We start from the raw sequence: 22,907 nt of genomic DNA, 5'->3' as shown, positions 1-22,907 counted from the left end.
TCCGTGCCTCGGTCCGTGCCTCGTCCTCGCCCGGCCGGCGCCGACCCGCCCGCGCCGCCGGATCAGTCCCGCGGGTCGCCCAGTCCGAGGGTCTCCGGATGCCCGTCAGGAGAATCCCAGACCAGCGCCAGATTGCGGTGCAGGCCGTCCGGGGATTCCGTCAGGCGCGCCTCGTACACCAGTCGGGGAAGCTGGTACGGCGCCGCGCCGTGGACCAGCTCCCGCACCCGGTCCGGCGGGATGGCGTGATCGGCCGGGCGCAGCCACAGCACCCCGGGCACCCCCACGGCCAGCGCGATCGCCCGCAACCGCGGCACCTCCTCGGCCGGGCAGCACAGCGCCACACCGCAGACCGGCACCGGCGCACCCCGCTGCTGCACCACCGGGTCCTGCCGGTCCACCAGCGCCAACCGCCCCGAACGCAGGACCTGCCACCGGTAACGGTGTTCGGGCCGGAACGCGGCCCGCCGCAACTCCGGGCTGCGCATCACGCACAGGAAGTCCTGCCCCAGCACGCCCGGAAACAGCTCGTCGGGCCGGTACACCCACTGGTCGACCGCCAGATCGAGCTCCTCCCCGGTGACGAACCACTCCACCACCGGGACCGCGCCGGGCTCCACCTGACCGGTCACCTCCTCCAACAGCGCCCCGAGTTCGGCCAGCAGCCGGGAGCGCGGCACCGGAGTGTCCCGGACCGAGCGGTGCAGCGGGCGCCCCCGGGCGTCCGCGGCGTGCAGGGCGTAGCTGAAGTGCTCCGTGCCGGTCGCCCGCCACAGCTGCACCTGCACCACCGGGGCCGGGGCACCGCGCTGCGGACCCCGCTCCCGCGCACGCTCCGCCGACTCCCGCGCCTGGGCCCGGTGTTCGAGCAGGATCTCGGCCAGGCCGAGCCGCTTCGCCACCGCCTCGCTCCACGCGCCCAGCCCCCGTGCGGTGCCCGGGCCGGCCGCCGCTGCCGCGAACTCCACCGTGCGCAGCAGCTGCGGGAACCTTCCGTACCGTGGCCGGTAGCGCTCCAGCTCGGCCACCGCCTCCGGCCAGTGGGCCTGCTCCAGGTCGGGGCCCAGCGGCAGCGCCTCGGCCGCGCAGCGCCGCGGATCGGGGACGGTGCCGTCCGCGAGCAGGGTGAGCAGCTCGCGGTGTTCGGCGGCCGTGAGGAACTGCTCGGGGCAGACGCGCAACGCGGTGGTGGCGATCCAGCTCTGCTGTTCCTGCGTACGCGCGGCGCCCGCCAGCAACGCCAACAGGGTCGGCGCGCCGTGCGGACGGGCGGTGGCCAGCCGGACCAGCCGCTCGGCGCTCGCGGGGAAGCCGGCGTCCGCACCGGAGCCGTCTGCACCGGCGTCGATTGCACCGGCGTCGATTGCGGCGGCGTCGTCTGCACGGGCGTCGTTTGCGCCGACGTCGACACCGGCGCGGTCGTCGCCCGGTCCGGTGGCCGGTTCCGGCCCTGGTTCCGGCTCCGCTTCCAGCTCGGCCAGGAAGCGCCCGGCCAGATCGGCCAGCGCCTCCGGAGTGGTGAGCACGGAGCGCAACGGGCCGAGCAGCTGACGGGCCACCGGGTCCATCGGGCCGTGAGCACCGTCCTCGACGCCCAGCGGACCGGGAACCGCCTCGCCCGCCTCCTCGAACAGTTCGCGCAGGTCGGCGGCGGGCACCGCGAAGGCCCGCAGCCCGCTGCGACTCACCACCAGCCCCACCACCCGCCGCTGCGCCCGGTCCCACAGCGGCGAGCCGCTGTACCCGCCGACGACGGGCTGCGCGGAGCCGGTGGAGTCGAGCACGATCCAGCGCTCGGTGACGCCCTGCACCAGGACGGCGGCGATGCTGCTCGGCGCCCCGCTGCCGAACCAGGCGTAGGCGGGGCGGCCGGCGTGGCAGGGCCCGGTCCCCACCGGCAGTGCGGCGGGCCCGGGGTCGTCCAGCAGCCGTAACAGCGCCAGGTCGCCGGACCACTCGACGTCGCCCTCCGCGGCGGGCGACCCGTCGGCCCGGCGGGCGGGCAGCCAGGCCGCCAGGGCGGCCCGGAGCCGGCGGCGGCCCGTCGCGGGGAAGGAGACCGCCAGGAGATCCAGGGCCCCGGGGCGTTCCTGGGCGAAGTCCGGCCGGTCCAACACCTGGTTGACCACGTGCGCACAGGTCAGGACCGTACCCGGGGCCAGCAGCACGCCGCCGCCGAAGGCCAGGGGTTCCCCCGCACGGTGCAGGGCGGCGTGCGCGAGCTTGACGGGACGGTCGGGATCGTCCGGGCCCATCCCGCCTACCCGCGCGGTGGGTCGGCGGGCCCGGGGACGGTGGCCGGGGCGGCCGGCTCCCGGACGGCTTCCTCCCCGGCGGCTTCTTCCCGGGCGGTCTCCTCGGCGGGAGCGGCGGCAGGGACTTGAGCGGCGGCAGGGACGTCCGGGGCGGCCGCGGGCCGGGGCGTCCAGGTGGCCCGGACGGTGATGGTGGCCTCGCCGCCCGCCCCGGCGATGCCCAGCTTGAGGTCGTGGGTGAGCTTCACACCGAGCTCCACCTCGACCTCGTCGGGCGGGCGGAGCGCGCCGCGGACGGCGGAGTGCACCGAGTCCAGCACGCCGCCCAGCGGGCTCAGCACGTCGGCGAGGGTGCGGCCGGCGGCCTCCGCCGCCCGCCGGGCCCGCCCGACCGGGACGACCGGGGCGCTGCCGGGCGGCAGATCGGCCGCACCCGGCGGCAGTTCCACGGGGTACGCGGCCGGGGCGGGGGAGAGCTCCACCACCACGCCGGTGCCGTCAGCGAGCTTCAACTCAACTGTCTCACCCATGGGTTGATGATGACACAGCAGAGGCGCCGGGGACGCGGTATCACCCGAGCCGGTCCACCCGCGGCCGGGCCGTCAGCCGGCACCACCGTCGCCGGTCCCCCCGGCGTCCTCGAATGCGGACCGGATGCCGAGTACGGTCGGTACGAGGTCGGTGAGCTCGCACTCGACTCCGGTGTTCGTGATCGGCTCGAAGTCCCCGAGGCCGGCCGCAGTCCCGGCGATGTCCGACGGGTGGAAGCTCCAGCCCGCGACCCCGCTCCACCCGGCCTCCACCACGACCCGGCCACCGCTCACGCCCGACACCCGCAGCCAGCCGGTGTACTGGTCGGAGAAGTCGAACGGCAGGAACACCGGCCCCCCGGCGACCGGCAGCCGTTCGAGCTGTTCCAGCCACTGGTCGAGGAGCCGGACGAGCCCGGATGCGATGTCGGCCCCCATCGTGGGCGACTCGTCGATCGCGAGGTAGTACGAGTCGCACACCTGCTGCCAGACACCGAGCCTCAGCAGGAGGTCGCCGTGGACGTCGAGGTCGGTGGTGCGGGTGAAGTGGAGCGGGACGTGCGTGGTCATGCACGCCACCGTAGCGCCCTCCCCGAGCCCGACCCGGCCCCGAGCCCGAGCCCCTCGCCGACCCCGACCGGGGCTCGGGCCGGGGCCGGCGGCGGGGGACGGGTGTTCGGCCCGCGGACCCTAGCGGCGCAGGAAGGTTCCGCCGTCCAGGATCCAGAAGCCGGCCGGGACCGCGCCGCACCTGGTGACCTCGGAGTGCGTCGCGGGGTCGGTCCGGCCCCAGCCGACCCGGCGCTGGTGCTGCTCGTCGGTCGGGTAGAAGGTGAGGCCGGCCTCGGGGTGCCGGCCCTCGTCGAAGAGGTACGGCTCGCCCCCGAGCGGGGTGATCACGGTCCGCGAGATCGGCCCCGTCACGGTGACGGCGCCGTTCCCGTCGACGGTCAGGCAGTCGACGTCGAACTCGGCCCGGACGGTGCCGCTCGTCTCGAAGACGTGCTGCACCACGGCGTGCCCCCGGGCGTTGCCGTCGACCGTACGGGCGCTGACCCACGCGGTGAGCCGCTCGCCCGGGTTGGGGCCCGGGCCGTGCTCGTTGAGCAGGGTCCAGCCGTCCAGCGCGAGGTGCCGGGCCGGTACGGGGGCGGCCGACGCGGTCGCCGCCGAGGCGGTGCCGGCCGTCCCGGCCGCGAGGGCCGCGGCCGCGGTGGCGAGCGCGACGGCGGTGGTGAGCTTGCGCATGGTCGGTCCTCCGGGGAGAAGGGAGTCGGGCCGTTCCCGACGTCCTCCAACCTCCCAGTGCACCCCCGGTCGTGGCCTCCGCCGCAGGGAGGGAACCGACTCCCCCCGCGGGGGAACCGCTCCTCCTCCGCTCGACCTACCGCCGTGCCGTGCCGTGCCGTGCCGTGCCGTGCCGTGAGGCCCGCGGACCGCGATGTCCGACCCATTGCCTAGGCTGGGGCCAAGTCGATGATCAAGGGGGCAGGGCTGTGCGGATCGAACGTCACCGGGTGGACGAGGCGCGGGTGGTGGAGGCCGGCGAGGACTTCGTGAACCGGATCGGGAGGCAGGTCCACTCCTACTCCCGCGCCGGCCTGATGACCACCACCGAGTGGCAGCTGATCGCGGACTCCTTCCTCGACTACCTCGGCGCGCTCTCCACCACCCGGCCCGACCTGGACTCCGCCGAGGCCAAGGCGGTCCTCAAGGACGCCGCCGAGGCCGCCGCCGGCGCCGTCTCCTTCGCCGCCTACCACCCGGTCGACAGCTTCCACGTCTTCCTCGACTACCCGAACTTCGGGATGAGTTACGACCCCGAGTACGGGGAGGACCGCGACCCCCGCCACCGGGTCACCGCCCGGGAGTGGCTCGACGCCTTCTGCCTCGCGATCGTCGCCGACCGGGTCTCCCCGCACGGCGAGGCCTTCTGCTGGGCCCGCCAGCTGATGCCCGACGAACCGGTCACCCCCGCCCTCGAACTCGTCGACGGCTTCTCGGCCCACTTCTTCGAGGAGGGCGACTTCCCCACCCCCGCGGAGCCGCAGCCCGGCCTGCGCGCGCTGCGCGCCCTCACCGACGGGGACCGCGAGGCCTTCGACGCCGCCCTGCTCGCGCTCCTCCAGGACGGCCCGCACGGCACCGGGCCCGCAAGCCTTCTGCCGCTCGTCCCGATCGCCCTCGCCGCCCGCGCGTACCGCACCCACGGCTGGACCCCGGCGGTCGACACCGACTACCTCCCCCACGCCCTGGTCACCGGTTTCGAGACCCCCGGCCCGCGCGTCCACGGCCTCGGCCGCGACCCGCGCCCCGACGCCGTGGCCCGGCTCGCCGCCGGGCCCGTCGACGTCGACCGGCCGAGCCCGGCCAGGCCCCTCGCCCCGGACAGCGAGGCGCGGTTCGAGCGGCGCACCGCGGAGGCCGTCACGCCGAAGGAGGGCGAGCCGCTGGACGCGTGGGAGCTCACGGCCGCCCTGCGCTACCAGACCTACCTCCTCGCGGCGCGCGCCTCGCAGTCCGCCGACGCCACCGACGCCCAGCTCGCCAACCTGCAGCTCGGCTCCCGGCTGGGGGCCGCCGTGTTCCGGGCCGCCCTCGCCGAGCCGGGCACCGAGGCCGAGGTGACCATCGACGGCCGGAGGCTGCGCCTCGCCGCCCGCCGGGACAGGGACTTCGGCCCGGTCTTCTGGGAGACGGCCCTCTCCTACGCGCTGATCACCGGCAGCCCGGAGGACCTCGACCCGCTCGTCCTGGCCGGCCCCACCATCGCGGCCGAGGACCGCACCCCGTTCGCCCCGTACCGCACCGCCCTGCACGACCACCTCCGCGGCGCCGACCCGCTCCCGGCCACCGAGCGGGCCCTGAAGGAGCTGGAACGCACCCGGGACCAGGGCTTCCTCCCGCCCCCGGTGGTTCTCTTCTCCCAGCTCGTCCGGGGTGACGAGACCAGCTTCAACCTCGCCCTGCTGGACGCCCTGGAGGCCCACCGCGACCACCACTCCGTCGCCGACCGTGCCACCGACTTCGGCGCCGCGCTCAGCCTCGACGTCCTCGCGCTGGCCTGCCACGCGCGCCGCAGCCGCGGCTGGGCCGTCCACGTCCGCTCGCCCTACCTCCCGCCGCGCCTGCTCGCCGCGGCGGGGGCCGGGGCCGTCTGACGCGGGGGCGGGCCGTCTGACGCGGGGGCGGGCCCGTCTGACGCGGGGGCGGGCCCGTCCCGACCCGTGCCTCCCGGACCTCCCGGGGGCTTTGTATCCGTCGTGCATCAGGGAGCGCTTGATCGGGCATCGGTGCCGGTGGCACGACGGGTATGTCCGAATGTCTGCTGTATCGTCCCTTCACGTTCCGCCCCCGCCCCGGCGGCCGTCCGAAGAGGAGCCATCCGCCCGTGTCCGACACCCGCCCGATCCGCGTGCTGCTGGTGGAGGACGACGAGCTGATGCGGCGCGCGTTCACCGTCGCGCTCGAACGGTACGGGTACGAGATGACGGCCGCGGCCGACGGGCTCACCGGGCTTGAGCTGTTCCGCGACGGGGGCTTCGACCTGCTGGTCCTGGACGTGATGCTGCCCGGGCTCGACGGGATCGGGCTGTGCCGCCGGGTGCGGGAGACCAGCCTGGTGCCCGTGCTGATGATGTCCGCGCGCGGTGACGGACTCGACGTCGTCGCCGGGCTGGAGGCCGGGGCGGACGACTACGTGGTCAAGCCGGTCGACACCTTCGTGCTCGTCGCACGCATCCGCTCGCTGCTGCGCCGCGCGACGTACCCGCCGCTCCCGGGGCCGGCACCGGCCGCGCCCGCCGCGGAGGTCCTGGCCTTCGGGGACCTCGTCATCGACACCGCCGGCATGGAGGTGTCCGTCGCCGGCGCGCCCGTGGCGCTGACCCCGACGGAGCTGAAGGTGCTCCTCGAATTCGCCGCCCGCCCGGGCGTCGTGCTGGAACGGCACACCCTGCTGCGCGACGTCTGGGACTACGGCTGGGACGGCGACAGCCGGGTCGTCGACCTGTGCGTGCAGCGGCTGCGGCGGAAGCTGGGCCGGGACCGGATCGAGACGGTCCGCGGCTTCGGCTACAAGCTCAGGCGCTGAGCCCGGTGCGACCGCTCCGCGGGACGCGAACGGGCCGTTCGGACCGTTCGGACCGCCCGAGTCGTCCGGGCCGTACGCGCCGTACGTCGCTCCGGTGGAAGATCGCCGCGCTGGCCGCCCTCACCGCCTGCCTGGTCGCGGCGGCCGTCGGCGTCCTGGTGCACCTGTGGACCGCGCAGGACATCCGCAGCCGCGCCGACGCCCGGGCCTTCAACACGGTCTACTCGGCCGTGGACGTCTACCGTCGCACCGGCGCGCTCGTGGACGGCGCCGCGCTCGACCCGCCCGACCTGCCCGCCGCGCTGCGCGCCCCCGGCGACGACGACCGGCACACGGCCTACGACGGGAGCGTCGACGGGAACCTCGGGCCGAGCGTCTGGGGCGCCCAGCGCACCGCGGGGCCGGACAGCCCGGTGCTCGCCGTCCGGATCAACATGAGCCCCGAGCTCCACACCCTGGACCGCCTCGACGTGATCGTGACGGTGGCCTCGCTGATCGCGCTCGGGGCCGCCGTACCCGTCGCGGTGTACGGGGCCGGGCTGCTCGCGCGGCGGCTGCGGCGCGTCTCCGAGACCGCGGGCCGGATCTCCGCCGGGGACCTCGACGCCCGCACCGGGCCGACCGGGGGCCGCGACGAGGTGGCCGACATCGCCACCGCCGTCGACCTCATGGCGGACAGTCTCGGCCGACGCCTGGGCGCCGAGCGGCGGTTCACCGCGGACGTGGCCCACGAGCTGCGCACCCCCGTCGGCGGCCTGATCGCCGCCGTCGACCTGCTGCCGCCGGGCGAGACGGAGGACCTGCTGCGCGACCGGGTACGGGACCTGCGCGGGCTGGTCGAGGACCTGCTGGAGATCTCCCGCCTCGACGCCGGGGCCGAACAGCCGGTCCGCGCCCGGGTGCCGCTCGGCGCCGTCGTCGCGGAGGCGGTCGCGCGTACGGGCCTCGACGCCGAGGTCACCGTGGAAGGGGGCAGCTCGGACGACGGGGAAGGCGCTGCCGACGGGGAGCGCGCTGCCCACGGGGACGGCACGGTCGGCGCGGACGGCAGGGCCGACGGCGAGGGCACGGGCGGCGGCGAGGGCTCCGGGTACGTGGAGACCGACCCGCGCCGACTGGAACGCATCGTCGGCAACCTCGTCGTCAACGCCCACCGCCACGGCGCCGCCCCGGTCACGGTCGCCGTCAGCGGACGGACGGTCGTCGTGCGCGACCACGGTCCCGGCTTCCCGGCGGACCTGCTGCTCCACGGCCCGCGCCGCTTCCACACCGGCTCCCGGGAGCGCGGCTCGGGCCACGGTCTCGGCCTCACCATCGCGTTCGGCCAGGCCCGGCTCCTCGGCGCCGGACTGAGCCTGGACAACGCCCCGGACGGTGGCGCCGTCGCCACCCTGTCCCTGCCGCCGGACTGACGGCCGGGCAGCCGCCCGACGGCCCCCCGACGGCGGGCAGCCACCCGACGGCCGGCAGCGACCCGCCCGACGGCCGGCCGACAGCGCGGCCGCCGAACCGATACGCACCGGAGCGGCGGCCGATACACGACGGCCGGGGGCTCCGATACGTTCCCCGGACACCCTTCGACGTGCAGTTCCCGCACCGAGGAGGAAGCCCCCCGTGACCGTCGACCCCCTGGCCCTGAGCCACACCCCCGGCATCGCGGCCGCCACCACCGACCTGACGAAGGTCTACGGCGCCGCCGACACCCGCGTCACCGCCCTGGACGGCGTGAGCATCGGCTTCCAGGAGGCCGAGTTCACCGCGATCATGGGCCCGTCCGGCTGCGGCAAGTCGACCCTGCTGCACTGCGCCGCCGGTCTCGACACCCCCACCTCCGGCTCGGTGCGCATCGGCACCACCGAGCTCGGCACCCTCGACGACCGGCAGCTCACCCGGGTGCGCCGGGACCGGCTCGGTTTCGTCTTCCAGGCCTTCAACCTGCTGCCGACCCTCACCGCACTGGAGAACATCACCCTGCCGCTCGCCCTCGCCGGGCGCGCCCCCGACCGGCGCTGGCTGGACCGCGTGGTCGCCATGGTCGGCCTCGCCGACCGTCTCGGCCACCGGCCCGCGCAGCTCTCCGGCGGGCAGCAGCAGCGCGTCGCCGTCGCCCGGGCCCTGGCCGGGCGGCCCGCGGTCGTCTTCGCCGACGAGCCCACCGGGAACCTCGACACCCGCACGGGGACGGAGGTCCTCGGCTTCCTGCGCGACTCCGTCCGCGAACTGGGCCAGACCGTGGTCATGGTCACCCACGACCCCGTCGCCGCCTCGTTCGCCGACCGGGCGGTCTTCCTCTCCGACGGCCGCCTGGTCGACGAGATGGTGCGCCCCACTCCCGACCGGGTGCTGGCCGTCATGCAGCGCTCCGACGCGCGCGCCGCCGCCCGTTGACCCCCGAACTGCTGACCCCCGAACCGCTGACCCCCCGACCCCGCCGACTCCCCAGGAGGACGACCGTGTTGAGAATGGCTGTGCGCAACGCCCTGGTGCACAAGGCCCGGCTGGCCATGACCGTGTTCGCGGTGTGCCTCGGCGTCGCGTTCGTGTCCGGGACCCTCGTGTTCGCGGACTCCACCGCGGCGGCCCACCGCGCCGCCGCCTCAAGGGACTTCGCCGACATCGCGGTCACCGTGACGGCCAGGGAAGCCGGGCCCGGGGCCGCCGCAGGGCAGCAGCCCGGCGTGCTCGACGACCTCCTCGCGCGGACGCTGGCCGACGTCCCCGGCGTCGCGGCCGTCCGGCCGACCGCCGACGGCTCGGCCGTCCTGAACGCCGCGGACGGCACCCCGCTGCGGGTCGGTGCGCGGTGGGCGAACCAGGCCGCCGCCTACGTCCCGCGCACGAGCGGCACGGACGGCACGAGCAGCACGGACGGGACGGACGGCCGCTACCCGCTGGTGGCGGGCCGGGGCCCGAAGGACGGCGGCGAGATCGCCGTGGACCGCGGCACGGCCGCCGCCGGCCGGTTGAAGCTCGGCGAGCCGGTCACGCTCGCCACCGACGGGCCGGCGATGACCAAGCGACTCGTCGGCATCGTCACCACCGACGACACCCGGGTGACCGCCGGCGGCACGCTCGTCCTGTTCGACCGGGCGACCGCCCAGCAACTGTTCGCCGCCCCGGGCCACTACACCGGAATCGACCTCGCCGCCGCGCCCGGCACCGACCCGTCCGAGCTCGCGCGCCGCGTCGCCGCCGTGCTCCCCGCGGACCGTACCGAGGTCACCACCGGCGCCGCCCAGGCCGCCCAACAGGCCGTCCTCGTCGGCACCTTGACCCGCGGCTACGAGAAGCTGCCGCTGGTCTTCGCCGGGGTCTCGCTGTTCATCGCCTCGTTCCTCATCGTCAACACCTTCACCATGCTGGTCGCACGGCGCACGAAGGAGGTCGCGCTGCTGCGGGCGATCGGCGCGCAGCGCCGCCAGGTGGCGCGCTCCGTCCTCCTGGAGGCCCTGCTGGTGGGGCTCCTCGCGTCGGCGGCCGGGTTCCTGCTCGGCCTCGGCATCGCCTCGCTGCTGCCCGGCCTCCTCGGCGGCGATCTGCCCCGCGGCCCCCTGGTGATCGGCCCGGATTCCGTCGTCGCGGCGCTGGCCGTGGGGGTGGGCGTCACGTTGCCCGCCGCGTGGCTGCCGGCCCGGCGGGCGGCGAGGGTCGCACCGATCGAGGCGTTGCGGACGGCCGAGCAGCCGCCCGCGGGCCGACTGCGCCTGCGCACCGCGGCGGGCCTCGCCCTGGCCGTCCTCGGCGCCGCGCTGCTGGTGTCGCTGCGGGGTGCCAAGGACGCCTCGGAGGGGAACCTGCGGAGCGCGATGCTCGGATGCGCCCTCCTGGGCGGTGGCCTGATCACGCTCGCGCCGGTGCTCGCCACCCCGGTGGTCCGGTCGTTCGGACGGCTCACCGGCCGCTTCGGCGTCGCCGGGCGCCTCGCCCGCGAGAACGTGCTGCGCGATCCGCGGCGCACCGCCGCGACCGCCGCCACGCTGATGATCAGCACCGCGCTGGTCACCGGGCTCGCCACCATCGGCAACTCCGCCGCGCGGGCCCTCGACCACCGGGCGGCGGCCGGGCTGGTCGCCGACTACGTGATCGGTTCCCGCTCCACCACCGACGGCGTGGACGCGGCCGCCGTCCGGCGGGTGGCCGAGACCGCGGGGGTGCGGGCGGCGAGCGGCGTCACGGACTCCACCCTGGTGGCCGGCGGAGCGGTCCTGCAGGTCGCGGGCGTCGACCCCGACGCGGTGGGCACCGTCGTACGGCTCGACATGACCGGCGGCTCCGTCCGGGACCTCGGTCCGGGCCGGATCGCCGTCTCCGCCACTGTCGCCCGCGAGCGCCACCTCAGCCCCGGGGACCGCCTCGACGCCCGCATGGGCCGCGCCCGGGAAGCCCGCCCGTACACCGTCGTGGGCGTCTACCGGGACAACCCGACCGCGCTCGACGTGCTCGCCGGACGCGCCGAGGTGGCGCCCGACAGCTACCTGCCCGGCTCCGTCCAGCGGATCCTCGTGCGCACCGACGGCAGCTCGAAGGCGATGGCGGAGCGGCTGCGCACCGCCGTCGGCAACAGCCCGCTGCTGAAGGTGCAGGACCGCGAGGGGTTCGTCCGCGAGGCCGCCGGCACCATGGGTGACCTGCTGGCCGTCCTGTACGGGATGCTCGCGGTCGGCGCCGTGATCGGCGCGCTCGGCATCCTCAACACCCTGGCCGTGTCGGTCGCCGAGCGCACCCGCGAGATCGGCCTCCTGCGGGCCGTCGGCCTGGACCGCGGGGGCGTCCGGCGGATGATCCGCCTGGAGGCGGTGACCATCGCCGCATTCGGCACCCTGCTCGGGCTGGCCGCCGGACTGGCCGGCGCCTGGGCCGTCGGCCCGCTGGCCACCGGCGCGGTCGAGCACTACGCCATGGCACTGCCCTGGGGGACGCTGCTCCTGGTGTGCGCCTCCTCGCTCGTGATCGGCGCCCTGGCCGCCGCGGTGCCGGCCCGTCGCGCGGCCGCGCTCGGCCCCCTGACGGCGACCGCGCAGGGGTGAGGCACCCGCCCCCGGCCCCGGTCGGGGGCGGCTTCCCGAACGGTCCGGCGAGGCCGGGCAACGCGCACGGGCTGAAGCATCGTCATGAATCGGGGACGGTGCCCCCGCTCCACCCGGAGCGGGGGCACCGTCCAGGACACCGATCGGAGAGCTCTCACCGTGCACCAGCCGCCGTCACAGCAGCAGTCACCACAGTCGCCGCAGTCACCGCCGGCGTCGCGGCCGGCCCGTACCCGGGCGCATGATGACCACCCTGGCGGGCCGGAAGTCCGGCGTCTCCGCCCAGGTCTGGGTCTGGCTGCCGCCGCAGTACGGTGACCCGAAGTACGCCAAGTCCGGCTTCCCCGTGCTCACCCTCTTCGCGGGCGGTCAGAGCAACGGCTACAACACCTGGACGGACAACCAGCTGCCGGTCCAGGAGATCGACGCCCAGCTCGTCCAGGAGCAGAAGGCGCGCCCCTTCATCATGATCATGCCGGTGCAGAACCTGACGGGCGACGAGCACCGGTCCCTGGACTGCTCCGACATACCCGGCCGGCCGAAGATGGGCACCTGGCTGTCCCAGGACGTCCCGGACTTCGTCCGCGCCAACTTCCGTACCCTCAAGGGCGCCGACAGCTGGGGCCTGATGGGCGCCTCCAGCGGCGCGGACTGCAGCGCCAAGCTGGCCCTGCAGCACCCCGACGTCTACCGGGCCGCCGTGCCGATCGACGGCGACTTCAAGGCGGACTCCCTGCTGTGGAAGGGGCACGAGGCCGAGCAGGCCGCCAACGGCCCCGACAAGCTGATCGCCACCGGCAAGGCCGACGTCAGGATGCTCGCCACCGCCGGCGGCGGCACCTCCTACGAGGTCAACCTGGTCAAGGACTGGGTCGCCAGGGCCCTCCCCCCGACCACCGTCGAGTACTACGAGCAGCCGGGCGGCCGGCACAAGACCGTGGACTTCGAGAAGCTGATCCCGATGGGACTGGAGTGGCTCACCAAGAACCTCACCGGTCCGCAGAGCGACAGTTGACGGAACGTCAGATCGACGGGCGGTCGGCATCGGTGGGGATAGGCGGGCGGCCCGGGCCGCCCGCCTATCCCTCGGCGCGGTGAGCGGCCATCGGGTCGGTGCCGGTCAGGCCGGCGCAGGCGGCCCACAGGCGTGCCGCGGCCGTGGCGTCCGTGAGGTGGTCCCAGAGGGGTTCGATCCTGGGTGCACCGCGCAGCCCGAACGCCCGGGGGCTCCACATCCGGCCGCCGCGGACGTCCGGGTCGAGGACGGCCCGGACAGCGGACCACGCGGCGGCGTCCTTGCCCTGGACGACGAGGCCGAGCGGTAGGTGGCGCAGCCGCTCGCCGGTGGTCCGGACGTGGACGGGCGGGCGCGAAGGGGTGAGGGAGTCGAGTGCGCCGCCGGGGTGGACGAGCACGCTCAGTGTCGTGCTGCCGGCGGCGCGCAGGCGGCGGTCGAGTTCGACGGCGAAGAGCATCTGGGCCAGCTTGGACCGCGCGTAGGCGCGCTTGGGCCGGTAGTCGCGCGCGCTCTGGAGATCGTCGAGGTCCAGGCGTTCGGACTTGGCGGCGAAGCTGCCGGTGGTGACGATCCGGCTGCCCGGGGTCGCCATGAGCAGGGGGGCCAGGTGGTGGGTCAGCGCGAAGTGGCCCAGGTGGTTGGTGGCGAACATCAGCTCGTGGCCGTCCCTGGTCTCGCGCCGCGGCGGATGGTCGAGCGCCACCCCGGCGTTGTGGACGACCGCGTCGAGGCGGTCCAGCCCGAGCGCGTCCACGGAGGCCCCGAGCGAAGCGTGGTCGGCCAGGTCCAGGGGCACGTGCCGCACCCTGGCGCCGGGGACGCGCGAGCCGATGGAGGCGATCGCGGCCTCGGCCTTCGCCCGGTCGCGGCTCCCGAGGACGACCGTGGCCCCGGCCCCGGCGAGCTGCTCGGCGACGAAGTATCCGATCCCCGCGTTGCCGCCGGTGACCAGGACGTTCCTTCCTGCTGCGGGAGGCAGCCGGTGGACGTCCCACCGCGAGGCCCGGGACGCGGAGGGTACGGAGGGTACGGAGGAAGTGGCGGGCATGGCGGGCTCCCGGAGGTTCGGAGTGGTCTGGCTGTGGGCGGGCCCGCACCTGCACGGCGGTCCGCGTCCGGCTCCCACCGTCCCGTCGGCGGCTCACAGCCCGCCGACAGGTCGCTGTCCCCGCTGACAGCCGGCCGACAGCCGACCGACAGCCGGCCCACAGTCGGCCGACATTGCCCGGCTCGGCCCGGCGTGGCCCTCGCGCGGCCCGGCTCGGCGCGAAGTGCCGCCCCCGCTTCCTCGGGCGCGTACGGACGGGCGGTCGAGGAACGGGGGTCCGGAGCGGCCCCTTCCGGATGGCATGTCCGCGGCCGGAAAATCCCAGGTCAAAGCCTTGTTCGTGGCCGGTTCGCGGGTCTAGCATTCCCGGCACGGCGGCCCCACCGCAGTCGGGCCGCCGAGCAGCCGCGCCCCCCGTCACCGCGGCTGGCCTCCCACACGGCCGGGGCCTCGCGAGTCACCCCCATCGCTCGCGAGACCCCGGCCGGTCGGCCCGACCGACACGGCCCTGGGACTCCCGGGTCCCCGGGTCCGGGCTCAGGAACTCGGGCCCGCCGGGGCTGCGCCGGTGGTCGCGGCTTCGTACAGGGCGCGGGTGACGGAGCCGAAGTAGGCGCTGTAGGAGACCTGACGGGTGTTGCCGCCGATGTGGTAGCCGCCGATGGTCCCGATCACGGCCCAGCCGCCGGGCCGGGGCACCAGCATCGGCCCGCCCGACGTGCCGCCGACGAAGCCGTCGCACGCGATGCGCACGAAGGTGCCGGGATCCGCGGGGTCGTCGCTGGCCCACCGGGTGGTCCGGCTCAGGCACTCCAGTGGCCGCTGCGCGGCGGCCGGGTACCCGATCATCCGCACCGCAGCGTGTCGGTGGCCGGAGCCGGTGAGCAGCTCGACCGCGCCGACCGCGTCCTCGATCCGTCGGCCGTCCCGGTCGGGCTCGGTCCTCGCGAAGCCGAAGTCGTACGCGGCCCCGCCGTGCGGTCCCCGGTCGTAGTACTCCTGCGGGACGTAGACGCCGCCGGTCCTGACCGGGAAGATGCCGAACGGCGAGAGTCCGTCGTGGTACTGCGGAACGAATGCCAGGTGCCGCTTGGGGGAGGTGCCGGAGGATCCGGTGAGGCAGTGCCCGGCGCTCAGCACGAGGTCGTGGCCGGGGCTGCGGACCACGGAGCCGGTGCAGGTGCGGTGCGTCCCGACAGCGTCGGTCCAGAAGAACGTGCCGGTCTGCGGCATGCCGTCGAAGCTCCTGCTCGGGGGGACCAACTCGCCGGGCCTCGGCCCGTCCGCCGTGGCCGGTGCGCCCGGCGCGGCCGGTGTGGCGGATTCGGCGCCGACGGGCCGCGCGGCCGCCATGCGGGCCGGGGTCCAGTACCTGCCGAGCTGCTCCGCGACCGGGTTGCCCGGGTACGGGGTCGCCGCCGACGCGGTCGGGGCGAGCCCGGCACCCAGCACCAGGGCGGAGGCGACCGCCGCGGCCCGTCCGACGGTTCGTGTCCGCCGTGCGGACGAGGGCGCCCGGCCGTGTCCCTCGACCGGTCTGGGCTCGGGCTCGGAGCCGGGGTCGAGCGGGGCGGGGATCGGCAGCCGGGACAGCGGAGGGATCGTCATGCCGGTGCAACCCCCGCAGGACGGGCCCGGTCACGGGCACTCCGCCGTGCGGCCCCGGGCGTACGGGAGGTCCTCGGTCCTCGCTTGGCGTCGGCCCGAGCCGCGGTGAATGATGGTGAACGGGACCCTTGTGCATGCGTGGATTTCGTGGACGGGAGTCACGTCATGACGGACATCGTGTTTGCCAACGTCAGTAATCCGATCACTCCGGACATTTCCATCATTCACGACGACGATTCTTTTCGCGTTCAATGGTCTGCACGCAACATCAGCAACCATGACATCTCCGCCTTCGTCGATCGTCTGGTCATCCAGAGCATCCCGGAAGGATGCCCGGGATCCGACAGCGTCGATCACGACACCGTGTTCGACAGTGACGTGGACGGGGCCGCGAGCGACTTCGCCGAACCCGACCTGCCCGCCGGTACGGCGGGGCCGCTGATGAACCCCTCGGTGGGACCCTTCGCGGCCGGGGACTACCGGCTCACCGTCACACTGGCCAACGATCTCGGCGTGGGATTCACCACGTTCGACTGCGTCACGATCGTGGCCCGCGTCGCGGCGGGTGCGACAGCGGGGTGAGCGGCCGACCGAATCCGTGATCCGTGATCCGCGTACGGGTCTGCGTGCACGTGTTGCCGACCCGTACGCGGACAGCCTCAGCGGGACCGGCGTCGGCACCGGCCACGGAACGTGGCGCTCGGCGGCGCGGAACGGACCGGACCAGCGGCGATCACAGCGGGTGGCCGCACTCCGCGTGTCCGCCCGCCGGCGACGCCGGATCCGGCGTTCCCGCAGGGGAGTTGGCGCGGCGTCGGCGGGCGGTGAGGCCTATGGTGGGAGGAAGGACCGGCATGCGCGCGGGCCGACGCCGTCTTCGGCTCGTGCCAGGGACGCCGTGCGGTCGACGGGCGGCGGCGTGCCGGCGGAAAGGGCACTCCGATGAGCGGCGACAGCAAGGAACAGCGGGACCTCTCCCCGCACTCGTTCACGCCGAGACCGGGCTCCGAACCGTCGGGCGACAACCTGACCGTGCTGGTCGGATACGTCGGCGCCGGGCCGACGGACGACCTCATCCGGCTCTACGTCGACGTGACCCTGGCGAGCTACTACGAGTTCGCCGCCGACGACGTGGTCCGCACCGCGGCGGTCGACCCGGACAACGCCGACAGCCCCCGGCGGCTCTGGATCAGGGACGCCGCCCAGGTCCGCCTGGTGCGGGTCAACCAGGTGACCGGTCCGGCGGCGTTCCTCCAGGGGCGCCTGCGCAGCCGGTTCGCCTCCCGGCTGGTGTCCCGGGCGATCCACCAGAAGGAGCCGGAGTCCGACCCGTTCTGGACGTGCCCCACCGAGATCTCGGTCACCGAGGCGACCACCGGCACCTGGCCGTGCTCGGGCACGGACGTCTGGCCCCAGTGCCCCGACTGCTGCTGAGCGGGACCGGCCAGGCCATGCAGGTGCCGGACGTTGCGCAGGTGCCCGACCGGGCCGCCCCCACGGCGCTGGGCACGGTCGACGAGCTGGTGGCAGCAGGGGTGTTGAGCGCGGACGAGGTCGTCGACACCGGCCTGGCCGTTGAGGTCGGTGCCCGACGCAATCGCAATCTGGTGATCACGCGGCCGGACGGCAGCGGATACTTCGTCAAGGTGCCCAACGAGCAGTCGCCCATGAGCCGGTCGACGCTGCGCTCCGAGATCGACTTCTACCGCGCCGCCGCCGGGCGGGGCCACCCCTTCGACGCCCTGCTCGTGCGGCTGGTGCACGCCGACCGGCAACGGCCCCTCCTGGTCCTGGAGTTCCGCCCCGAGCACCGTGGACTGGGCGACATCGTCCGGGAGCGCCCGGCCGGGGAGTTCCCCGTCTCGCTCTACCAGGAGACCGGCCGCCTGCTCGGCGAGCTCCACGCGGCCGGCCCGGACTGGACCGCGGCACCCACGGCACCGCCCGAGGTGGCTCCGGTGACCGACTACGGCCGCCCCGACCCGTGGCTGCTGTGCACCGCCAGCCGCGGCACGCTGATGCTGGTGGAGATGGTCCAGAGTTCCCCCGAACTCAGCTCGGGGCTCACCGAGTTGGTGAGCCGCTGGCGGCCCGGAACCGTCGTCCACGGCGACGTTCGGGCCGCCAACGTGCTGGTCCGCCCCCGTGGGCTCCACCCCGGCGCGGCCCGCCCCGACGCGGCCCGTGGCCGGGACATCCGGCTGGTGGACTGGGAGCTGTGGCACCTGGGCGACCCGGCCCAGGACCTGGCAGGGCTGGTCGAATCGGTCGTCCGGGCGGCCCTCGGCCCCGTCCTCGATCCCGCCCTCGCCGCACCCCCGTCCCGCCCGACCGGCACGGGCCCGCCCCCGACCGGACCGGGTGTCGCCGCCGCGGGCCTCGTCCTGCAGGCCACCTGCCGCGCCGTGTGGCGGGCGTACCTGTCGGTGCGCCCGTCGACGGTGACGGCGCAACGGGACCTGGCCGCCCGGACCGCGGCGTTCACCGCGGCCCGGCTGGTCCAGACCCAGGTCGAGGAGGCCGGCCGCAGCGAGGCCGTGTCCGTCGGCGGCTGCGCGATGCTGGAGATCGCGGCCAACATCTTCACCGACCCGGACCGGGCGGCGACCGAGTTCCTGGCCCTCACATGACCACGGGCACCACGGTGGCACTCCATCCGGACCTGACGGCGCTCACACTGGCGGTCACCATCCCGGATGCGGAACGGGCCCACGTCCGGGGCACACCGGCCGGTCCGGGCCAGGCTGCAGGGCAGGCCAGGGGGCATTCCCCCGGGCAGCCCCCGGGGCAGGGCGCACCGGCCGGCACAGCGCCGGGCGACCGGGTGGAGGACCTGGCCTCCGCGCTCTACTGGCGCTGCTACGTCCGGCCGAGCGGCCGGCTGGAGCCGGGGATCGTCGACGCCGACCTCGCCGGGCGCTTCGCCGCCGCCCTGAGCGCCGCCGTCCCGGACGACTGGGTGTGGGAGAGGGGTTGGCGGCTGGTCGGGGCGGGCCCGGACGGCCGGGTGCAGGTCCGGAGCAACCGCGTCGTGTACTGGACGGCGCCCGCGCGGGTCCGCGCGCTCCCGGCCTCGGAGCGCGCGCGCCCGGCCGACGCCGCCGCGCCCGGCGAACCCGCGCTGCCGGCCGTCGGCGACGCCTGCCTGGTCCTCGCCCCCCGCGTCCGGCGCAACCTCCTGACCGGCTTCCACACGGTGACCGGCTCCGACCCCGGAACGGCCGCGGACCAGGCCGCCGGACTGGTCCGCCTCTACTGGCACCTGCGGGACGGCGGCGCCCCCGCCCTGCTCGACGCCCTGCGCACCGGCCTCGACTCCGCGGCGGTCCCGTTCACGCTCAAGGTCCTGCGCGACCCCTCGCGGTACGCCCGGGCGGACGCCGGAGTCCTCTACCTCCCCCGGACCCGCTACCCGGAGGCGCTCCCCGTCCTCCGCAGCGTCCACCGGCGCCTGGCACCGGACCTGCGGGCCGACCCGCCGCTGCTCACCCTCCGCCTCGACCACGGCCTGGGACTGGCCGAGGACCCCGGCCCGGGCACCAGCTTCGGCCGGCACCGCTGCCGGCTGGTCGCGGACGCACTGTGGCGGCTGTACGACGAGGACGGTCCCCAGGGCCCCACCCGCCCGGAGCGGGCAACCGCAGCCGTGGCAGCGGAGTTCCGGCGCCGCGGTCTCGACCCCCTCGCCCCCCACCTGGCCGCGAACTCGCGCACCGGCTACGAGTGGCCCGGCCAGGGCCGCCAGCCGGGACCGTCACGCAGCGCAGGCCGGCCACGCACGGCAGCGCCCCCGGCCCGTACGGCCGACCCGGACGCCCTGCTCGCCACCGCCCGCCGCATCGGCCGGTCGATCTGCGCCGACGCCCGCTGGGAGTCCACCCGGACCCGCTGCACGTGGATCGCGCGCACCCTCACCGGCCGCGTCGGCCCGAACGCCTTCACACCGCGATCGGGCACGCTGGGCCCCGACCTCTACTCCGGCACCGCCGGCACCGCCCTCTTCCTGGCCGAACTCGCCGCCGGCACCGGCGAGGAGGAGTTCGCCCGCACCGCACACGGCGCGCTGGCCGCGGCCCTCGCCGCCGCACAACGCCCCACCCGCTCCACCCCGGCCCCACCCGGTCTGTACACCGGCCTGCCGGGCGTGCTCCTGGCCGCCGTACGGATCCGCCGACTGCTCGGCGACGCCCCCGGCACCGGTCCCGTCGAGCCGCTGCTCGACAGCCTCGTCGACGACCCGGAAGGCGACGCCGAGGACGACCTGATGGCCGGGCGGGCCGGTGCCGTCCTCGCTCTCCTGCAACTCGCCGAGGCACCCGGCTGGCGACGGCCGGGCCCGGCCCTCGCCCGGGCGGAATCCTTCGGGTCCGCGCTCCTCGCCCACGTCACCGCGTCCGGGCCGGCCGGACGGAACCGGACGCCGGACACACCCCCGTGGACGGGCCTGTCCCACGGCGCGGCCGGTGTCGCGCTGGCCCTCATGGCGCTCGCCCGGAGCACCGGGGACCGTACCCTCCTGCGGGCCGCCCGGGACGGATTCGCCGCCGAGGACGGCCAGTTCGATCCCGCGGCCGGGAACTGGCCCGACCACCGGGAACGCCCCTACGACACCTCCGGCGGCCCGGCGTTCATGGTGGCGTGGTGCAACGGCGCCCCCGGAATCGCCCTGACCCGCCTGCGCGCCGAGCAACTGGACCCCGAACGGCGCGCCGCCTACCGCCACTCCACCGAGGCCGCGCTGGCCACCACCCTGAGCACCCTGGAGCGACGGATCGCGCGCGTCGACTCGGACGCCACCCTCTGCCACGGCCTCGCGGGGCTGATCGACGTCCTGTGGACCGCCGGCCACCTCCTCGGCCGCCCGGACCTCCTCGCCGCAGCGCACGACGCCGCGCTGCGCCTGGCCGGGCGTTCCCTCGACGAGCTGCGCTCCGGCTCGCCGGGCGGCGCCGACAGCCCGTCGCTCATGATCGGGTCCGCCGGGATCGGGCACCTCCTCCTGCGCGTCGCCGATCCGGCGGCCGTACCGTCCGTCCTCCTCGGCCTCTGGGACACGGCTACGGCCACGGTTCCGCGCATTGGTACCCGGCCGGGGGACGGCTGAGGAACAGGGCCGCGAGGCTACCGGTCCTTCGTCTTCGTGTAGTACGTGGCGCTGAGGGTCCAGGCGATGAGCGGGCCGTGCTCCTCCCGGGCCAGCTCCACGGTCATGCCGGCCGGATCGGTCGAGACCTGCCGGCGCAGGCGGTGCCGGTCCCTCCCGGGCGGTGGCGAGGTGGTCATCAGGTGACCGCCCGGGATGTCCCACCGCACCCAGGCATGGTCGCTTCCGTCGAGCACGTAGTGCGGCCCGGGGTTGTCGGGCTCCGGCCCGGGAGCGAAGCGGCTCCGGTACGGCAGCTCGGGCGGCAGGCGTTCGATCAGCGCGGGTAGCGCCTGGTCCATCGGCACCGACGGCGCGAAGTAGGCGATGATCTCCAGATCCCCCGTCATCGCGTAGCGGTTCCCGCCCGACGAGTTGGGGAAGAGGTCGATCCGCGAGCCCCGCGTGCAGGTGTCGACCGCCTGGCTGAAGACCGGCCGCAGCTCGTACGTCCGCGCGATCGCCGCCAGCCGCGTCCGCAGCTGTGCCTCGGCGTCCTCGCAGGCCTGCCGGACGGCCTTCGAACGGGACAGCCGCCGCAGCCGCCACGCGGCGGGCACACCGGAGCCGAAAGCCGCCTGCAGCAGGACGAGCGCGATGACGGCGGCGCCGCCCAGAAACTGCTCCACCTTCGCCGGCCCGCGGCGCTCCTCGCTCATCCGCCCATGCTCACCGGACCGGCGGTCCCCGCGCCTGAGTACGCGTACTCAGGTGTCTGTGACCCTCTCCGTCCGTCGGCCCGCTCTCCGTCCGTCGGCCCGCTCTCCGTCCGTCGGCCTGCTCCCCGGCCGACGGCGGCCGGGCCGATGCGCGACGCGCCGACGGCAGTGCGGCGGGACCGCCGTACCGGCCGTCAGCATGGCGGGTGTGAGGACTGCGATGCGTTGTGTGGTGGCCCTGGCACTGGCCGCGGCCCCGGCCGGCCTGGTCGTCCCGCCCGCCGGGGCGGAGCCGGTCGGGCCCGAGGCCGCGTCCCGCTGGACGGCGCTCGCGCCCGGGGTGGCGTACCGGGAGCTGACGGTGCGCACCACGCACGGCAGCGCGCGGGTGTACGCCGTCCGTGCCGATCTGCGCAGGCCGGGCGTGCGGGCGGACCTGCTCTTCCCGGGCGCGGTGGCCGCCCGCGCGCCGCTGACCGTGCTGGCCGGCGCACACCGGGCGGTGGCGGCGGTGAACGGGGACTTCTTCGACATCAGCGAGGAGCAGCACCCGGGCGTCGAGGCCACTGGGGCGACCTCCGGGCCGGCCGTGTACCGGGGCCGGGCGTTGAAGGCGGCCGTCCCGGAGGCGCAGCGCTTCGGCTGGCAACCGCCGCCGGGTGACACGGCCGAGGACGTGCTCGGGGTCGGTGTGGACGGGGTGGCCCGCCTGGGCCGCCTGGTGCTGCGGGGCCGGCTGCGGGCCGCGGGCGGCGGTGCCTGGCCGCTGGGCGGGCTGAACCAGTACGCCCTCCCGGTCGGTTCGATCGGCGTGTTCACCTCCGACTGGGGTGCGGTGTCCCGGGCCCGCGCCGCATGCGGGAGCGACGAGTCGCGGAAGGCCCCCTGCACGGCGGACACCTGGGAGGTGACGGTCCGCCAGGGCCGGGTGGCGGCGGTCTCCGCGACCCCGGGGACGGGCCCGATCCCCGCGGGGAGCACCGTGCTGCTCGGCCGCGAGGCGGGCGCCCGCGCGCTGGCCGGCCTGCCCGTCGGCACGCCGGTCGCCGTGGACTACCGGCTCGCGTCGAGCGGGCCGGTGCCCTTCCGCTTCGCGCTGGGCGCCCATCGGCTGCTGCGCGGCGGGGAGGCGCCGGCCGGGCTGGACGACACGGTCGCCGAGCCGCGCAGCGCGCTCGGCCTCGCCGACGGCGGGCGGGTGCTGACGCTGTTGTCCACCGACGGACGCGAGGGCACCTCCACCGGCCTGACGCTGACCGAACTCGCCCGAACGGTGCGCGACCTCGGCTGCCCGGACGGCGCCTACCTGGACGGCGGCGCCTCCGCCACACTCGTCGCCCGCGACCGGGCCACCGGCGAGCTGACGGTGCGCAACCACCTCGACCACGGCCGGGAGCGCCCGATCCCCAACGCCCTGGGCATCCTCACCGGGTAGCGCCGGGTCTTCCGACCTCACCGCCCGCCCCACGAGCCGCCGCCGCTCGGGCCGCCGTCGTGCTGTCGGCAGAGGGCGGCTCCGGCTCGGG

The 22,907-nt window shown here is 75.7% G+C and carries 18 protein-coding genes; 11 read left to right on the top strand and 7 right to left on the bottom strand.

The annotated features are described in order from the left end of the window. Window positions 1-62: 62 nt before the first annotated feature. The 4 genes from ACIGG8_RS03840 to ACIGG8_RS03825 all read right to left on the bottom strand — a co-directional run bounded on the left by ACIGG8_RS03840 (window position 63) and on the right by ACIGG8_RS03825 (window position 4,033). Window positions 63-2,255, bottom strand: coding sequence for a trypsin-like peptidase domain-containing protein (locus ACIGG8_RS03840; RefSeq protein WP_396545491.1), 2,193 nt, complete (start codon window positions 2,253-2,255; stop codon window positions 63-65). Window positions 2,256-2,260: 5 nt separating this feature from the next. Beyond that, window positions 2,261-2,785, bottom strand: coding sequence for a CU044_2847 family protein (locus ACIGG8_RS03835; protein WP_396545489.1), 525 nt, complete (start codon window positions 2,783-2,785; stop codon window positions 2,261-2,263). A gap of 72 nt (window positions 2,786-2,857) precedes the next feature. Then, window positions 2,858-3,355, bottom strand: coding sequence for a hypothetical protein (locus tag ACIGG8_RS03830; protein WP_396545487.1), 498 nt, complete (start codon window positions 3,353-3,355; stop codon window positions 2,858-2,860). A 120-nt stretch (window positions 3,356-3,475) separates the two neighbouring features. Continuing rightward, on the bottom strand, window positions 3,476-4,033 hold the full coding sequence (locus ACIGG8_RS03825; RefSeq protein WP_396545485.1) for a hypothetical protein: 558 nt from the start codon (window positions 4,031-4,033) through the stop codon (window positions 3,476-3,478). Between the two features lie 248 nt (window positions 4,034-4,281). Between ACIGG8_RS03825 and ACIGG8_RS03820 the strand changes: the two genes are divergently transcribed. The 6 genes from ACIGG8_RS03820 to ACIGG8_RS03795 all read left to right on the top strand — a co-directional run bounded on the left by ACIGG8_RS03820 (window position 4,282) and on the right by ACIGG8_RS03795 (window position 12,920). After that, the gene (locus ACIGG8_RS03820) at window positions 4,282-5,946 is read left to right on the top strand and encodes an Imm49 family immunity protein (protein WP_396545483.1); all 1,665 of its coding nucleotides are present in this window, start codon (window positions 4,282-4,284) and stop codon (window positions 5,944-5,946) included. Window positions 5,947-6,227: 281 nt separating this feature from the next. After that, window positions 6,228-6,878, top strand: a complete 651-nt coding sequence (gene cseB, locus ACIGG8_RS03815; RefSeq protein WP_396545754.1) for a two-component system response regulator CseB — start codon at window positions 6,228-6,230, stop codon at window positions 6,876-6,878. Window positions 6,879-6,883: 5 nt separating this feature from the next. After that, complete coding sequence (locus ACIGG8_RS03810; protein ID WP_396545481.1) at window positions 6,884-8,290, top strand: sensor histidine kinase; 1,407 nt, start codon at window positions 6,884-6,886, stop codon at window positions 8,288-8,290. A 202-nt stretch (window positions 8,291-8,492) separates the two neighbouring features. After that, a complete protein-coding gene (locus ACIGG8_RS03805; RefSeq protein WP_396545479.1) occupies window positions 8,493-9,266 on the top strand; it encodes an ABC transporter ATP-binding protein in 774 nt (257 codons plus the stop codon). Between the two features lie 74 nt (window positions 9,267-9,340). Then, entirely contained in the window at window positions 9,341-11,905 is a 2,565-nt protein-coding gene (locus tag ACIGG8_RS03800) for an FtsX-like permease family protein (RefSeq protein WP_396545477.1), read from the top strand. Between the two features lie 241 nt (window positions 11,906-12,146). Then, window positions 12,147-12,920: an alpha/beta hydrolase gene (locus ACIGG8_RS03795; protein WP_396545475.1), complete on the top strand. Its 774-nt coding sequence runs from the start codon at window positions 12,147-12,149 to the stop codon at window positions 12,918-12,920. Window positions 12,921-12,984: 64 nt separating this feature from the next. Here the strand turns inward: ACIGG8_RS03795 and ACIGG8_RS03790 are convergent, their stop codons facing one another. Next, window positions 12,985-13,971, bottom strand: coding sequence for an SDR family NAD(P)-dependent oxidoreductase (locus tag ACIGG8_RS03790; RefSeq protein ID WP_396545473.1), 987 nt, complete (start codon window positions 13,969-13,971; stop codon window positions 12,985-12,987). A 537-nt stretch (window positions 13,972-14,508) separates the two neighbouring features. After that, entirely contained in the window at window positions 14,509-15,579 is a 1,071-nt protein-coding gene (locus ACIGG8_RS03785) for a trypsin-like serine peptidase (protein ID WP_396545471.1), read from the bottom strand. Window positions 15,580-15,744: 165 nt separating this feature from the next. On the opposite strand from ACIGG8_RS03785, the gene ACIGG8_RS03780 reads away from it, so the two are divergent. From ACIGG8_RS03780 to ACIGG8_RS03765, 4 genes are all read left to right on the top strand, one after another. Next, on the top strand, window positions 15,745-16,161 hold the full coding sequence (locus ACIGG8_RS03780) for a hypothetical protein (RefSeq protein ID WP_396545469.1): 417 nt from the start codon (window positions 15,745-15,747) through the stop codon (window positions 16,159-16,161). Between the two features lie 360 nt (window positions 16,162-16,521). Further along, on the top strand, window positions 16,522-17,013 hold the full coding sequence (locus ACIGG8_RS03775) for a hypothetical protein (protein WP_396545467.1): 492 nt from the start codon (window positions 16,522-16,524) through the stop codon (window positions 17,011-17,013). Then, on the top strand, window positions 16,995-18,209 hold the full coding sequence (locus tag ACIGG8_RS03770) for a phosphotransferase (protein WP_396545465.1): 1,215 nt from the start codon (window positions 16,995-16,997) through the stop codon (window positions 18,207-18,209). Before ACIGG8_RS03775 ends, ACIGG8_RS03770 begins: the two co-directional genes overlap by 19 nt. After that, window positions 18,206-20,683 (top strand): lanthionine synthetase LanC family protein, encoded by a 2,478-nt coding sequence (locus ACIGG8_RS03765; protein WP_396545463.1) that lies wholly within the window; start codon window positions 18,206-18,208, stop codon window positions 20,681-20,683. Before ACIGG8_RS03770 ends, ACIGG8_RS03765 begins: the two co-directional genes overlap by 4 nt. 17 nt (window positions 20,684-20,700) lie before the next feature. On the opposite strand, the gene ACIGG8_RS03760 is transcribed toward ACIGG8_RS03765, so the two are convergent. Further along, a complete protein-coding gene (locus tag ACIGG8_RS03760; RefSeq protein WP_396545461.1) occupies window positions 20,701-21,381 on the bottom strand; it encodes a hypothetical protein in 681 nt (226 codons plus the stop codon). 199 nt (window positions 21,382-21,580) lie between these two features. On the opposite strand from ACIGG8_RS03760, the gene ACIGG8_RS03755 reads away from it, so the two are divergent. After that, window positions 21,581-22,816 carry a phosphodiester glycosidase family protein gene (locus ACIGG8_RS03755; protein ID WP_396545459.1) on the top strand — a complete coding sequence of 412 codons (1,236 nt, stop codon included), beginning with the start codon at window positions 21,581-21,583 and terminating at the stop codon, window positions 22,814-22,816. Window positions 22,817-22,907 lie beyond the last annotated feature (91 nt).

Source organism: Kitasatospora sp. NPDC085464 (assembly GCF_044541955.1).
Lineage (GTDB): Bacteria > Actinomycetota > Actinomycetes > Streptomycetales > Streptomycetaceae > Kitasatospora.
The sequence above is the reverse complement of the archived record's forward strand: the minus strand, read 5'-3'. Positions and strand labels throughout refer to the sequence as shown.

Excerpts from the sequence above, each read along its gene's own strand:
- ACIGG8_RS03755 (WP_396545459.1), top strand. The coding sequence starts at position 21,581 with ATGGCGGGTGTGAGGACTGCGATGCGTTGTGTGGTGGCCCTGGCACTG.
- ACIGG8_RS03830 (WP_396545487.1), bottom strand. The coding sequence starts at position 3,355 with ATGACCACGCACGTCCCGCTCCACTTCACCCGCACCACCGACCTCGAC.
- ACIGG8_RS03835 (WP_396545489.1), bottom strand. The coding sequence starts at position 2,785 with ATGGGTGAGACAGTTGAGTTGAAGCTCGCTGACGGCACCGGCGTGGTG.
- ACIGG8_RS03785 (WP_396545471.1), bottom strand. The coding sequence starts at position 15,579 with ATGACGATCCCTCCGCTGTCCCGGCTGCCGATCCCCGCCCCGCTCGAC.
- ACIGG8_RS03765 (WP_396545463.1), top strand. The coding sequence starts at position 18,206 with ATGACCACGGGCACCACGGTGGCACTCCATCCGGACCTGACGGCGCTC.
- cseB (WP_396545754.1), top strand. The coding sequence starts at position 6,228 with ATGCGGCGCGCGTTCACCGTCGCGCTCGAACGGTACGGGTACGAGATG.
- ACIGG8_RS03800 (WP_396545477.1), top strand. The coding sequence starts at position 9,341 with ATGGCTGTGCGCAACGCCCTGGTGCACAAGGCCCGGCTGGCCATGACC.
- ACIGG8_RS03825 (WP_396545485.1), bottom strand. The coding sequence starts at position 4,033 with ATGCGCAAGCTCACCACCGCCGTCGCGCTCGCCACCGCGGCCGCGGCC.
- ACIGG8_RS03780 (WP_396545469.1), top strand. The coding sequence starts at position 15,745 with ATGACGGACATCGTGTTTGCCAACGTCAGTAATCCGATCACTCCGGAC.
- ACIGG8_RS03840 (WP_396545491.1), bottom strand. The coding sequence starts at position 2,255 with ATGGGCCCGGACGATCCCGACCGTCCCGTCAAGCTCGCGCACGCCGCC.
- ACIGG8_RS03790 (WP_396545473.1), bottom strand. The coding sequence starts at position 13,971 with ATGCCCGCCACTTCCTCCGTACCCTCCGTACCCTCCGCGTCCCGGGCC.
- ACIGG8_RS03760 (WP_396545461.1), bottom strand. The coding sequence starts at position 21,381 with ATGAGCGAGGAGCGCCGCGGGCCGGCGAAGGTGGAGCAGTTTCTGGGC.
- ACIGG8_RS03795 (WP_396545475.1), top strand. The coding sequence starts at position 12,147 with ATGATGACCACCCTGGCGGGCCGGAAGTCCGGCGTCTCCGCCCAGGTC.
- ACIGG8_RS03775 (WP_396545467.1), top strand. The coding sequence starts at position 16,522 with ATGAGCGGCGACAGCAAGGAACAGCGGGACCTCTCCCCGCACTCGTTC.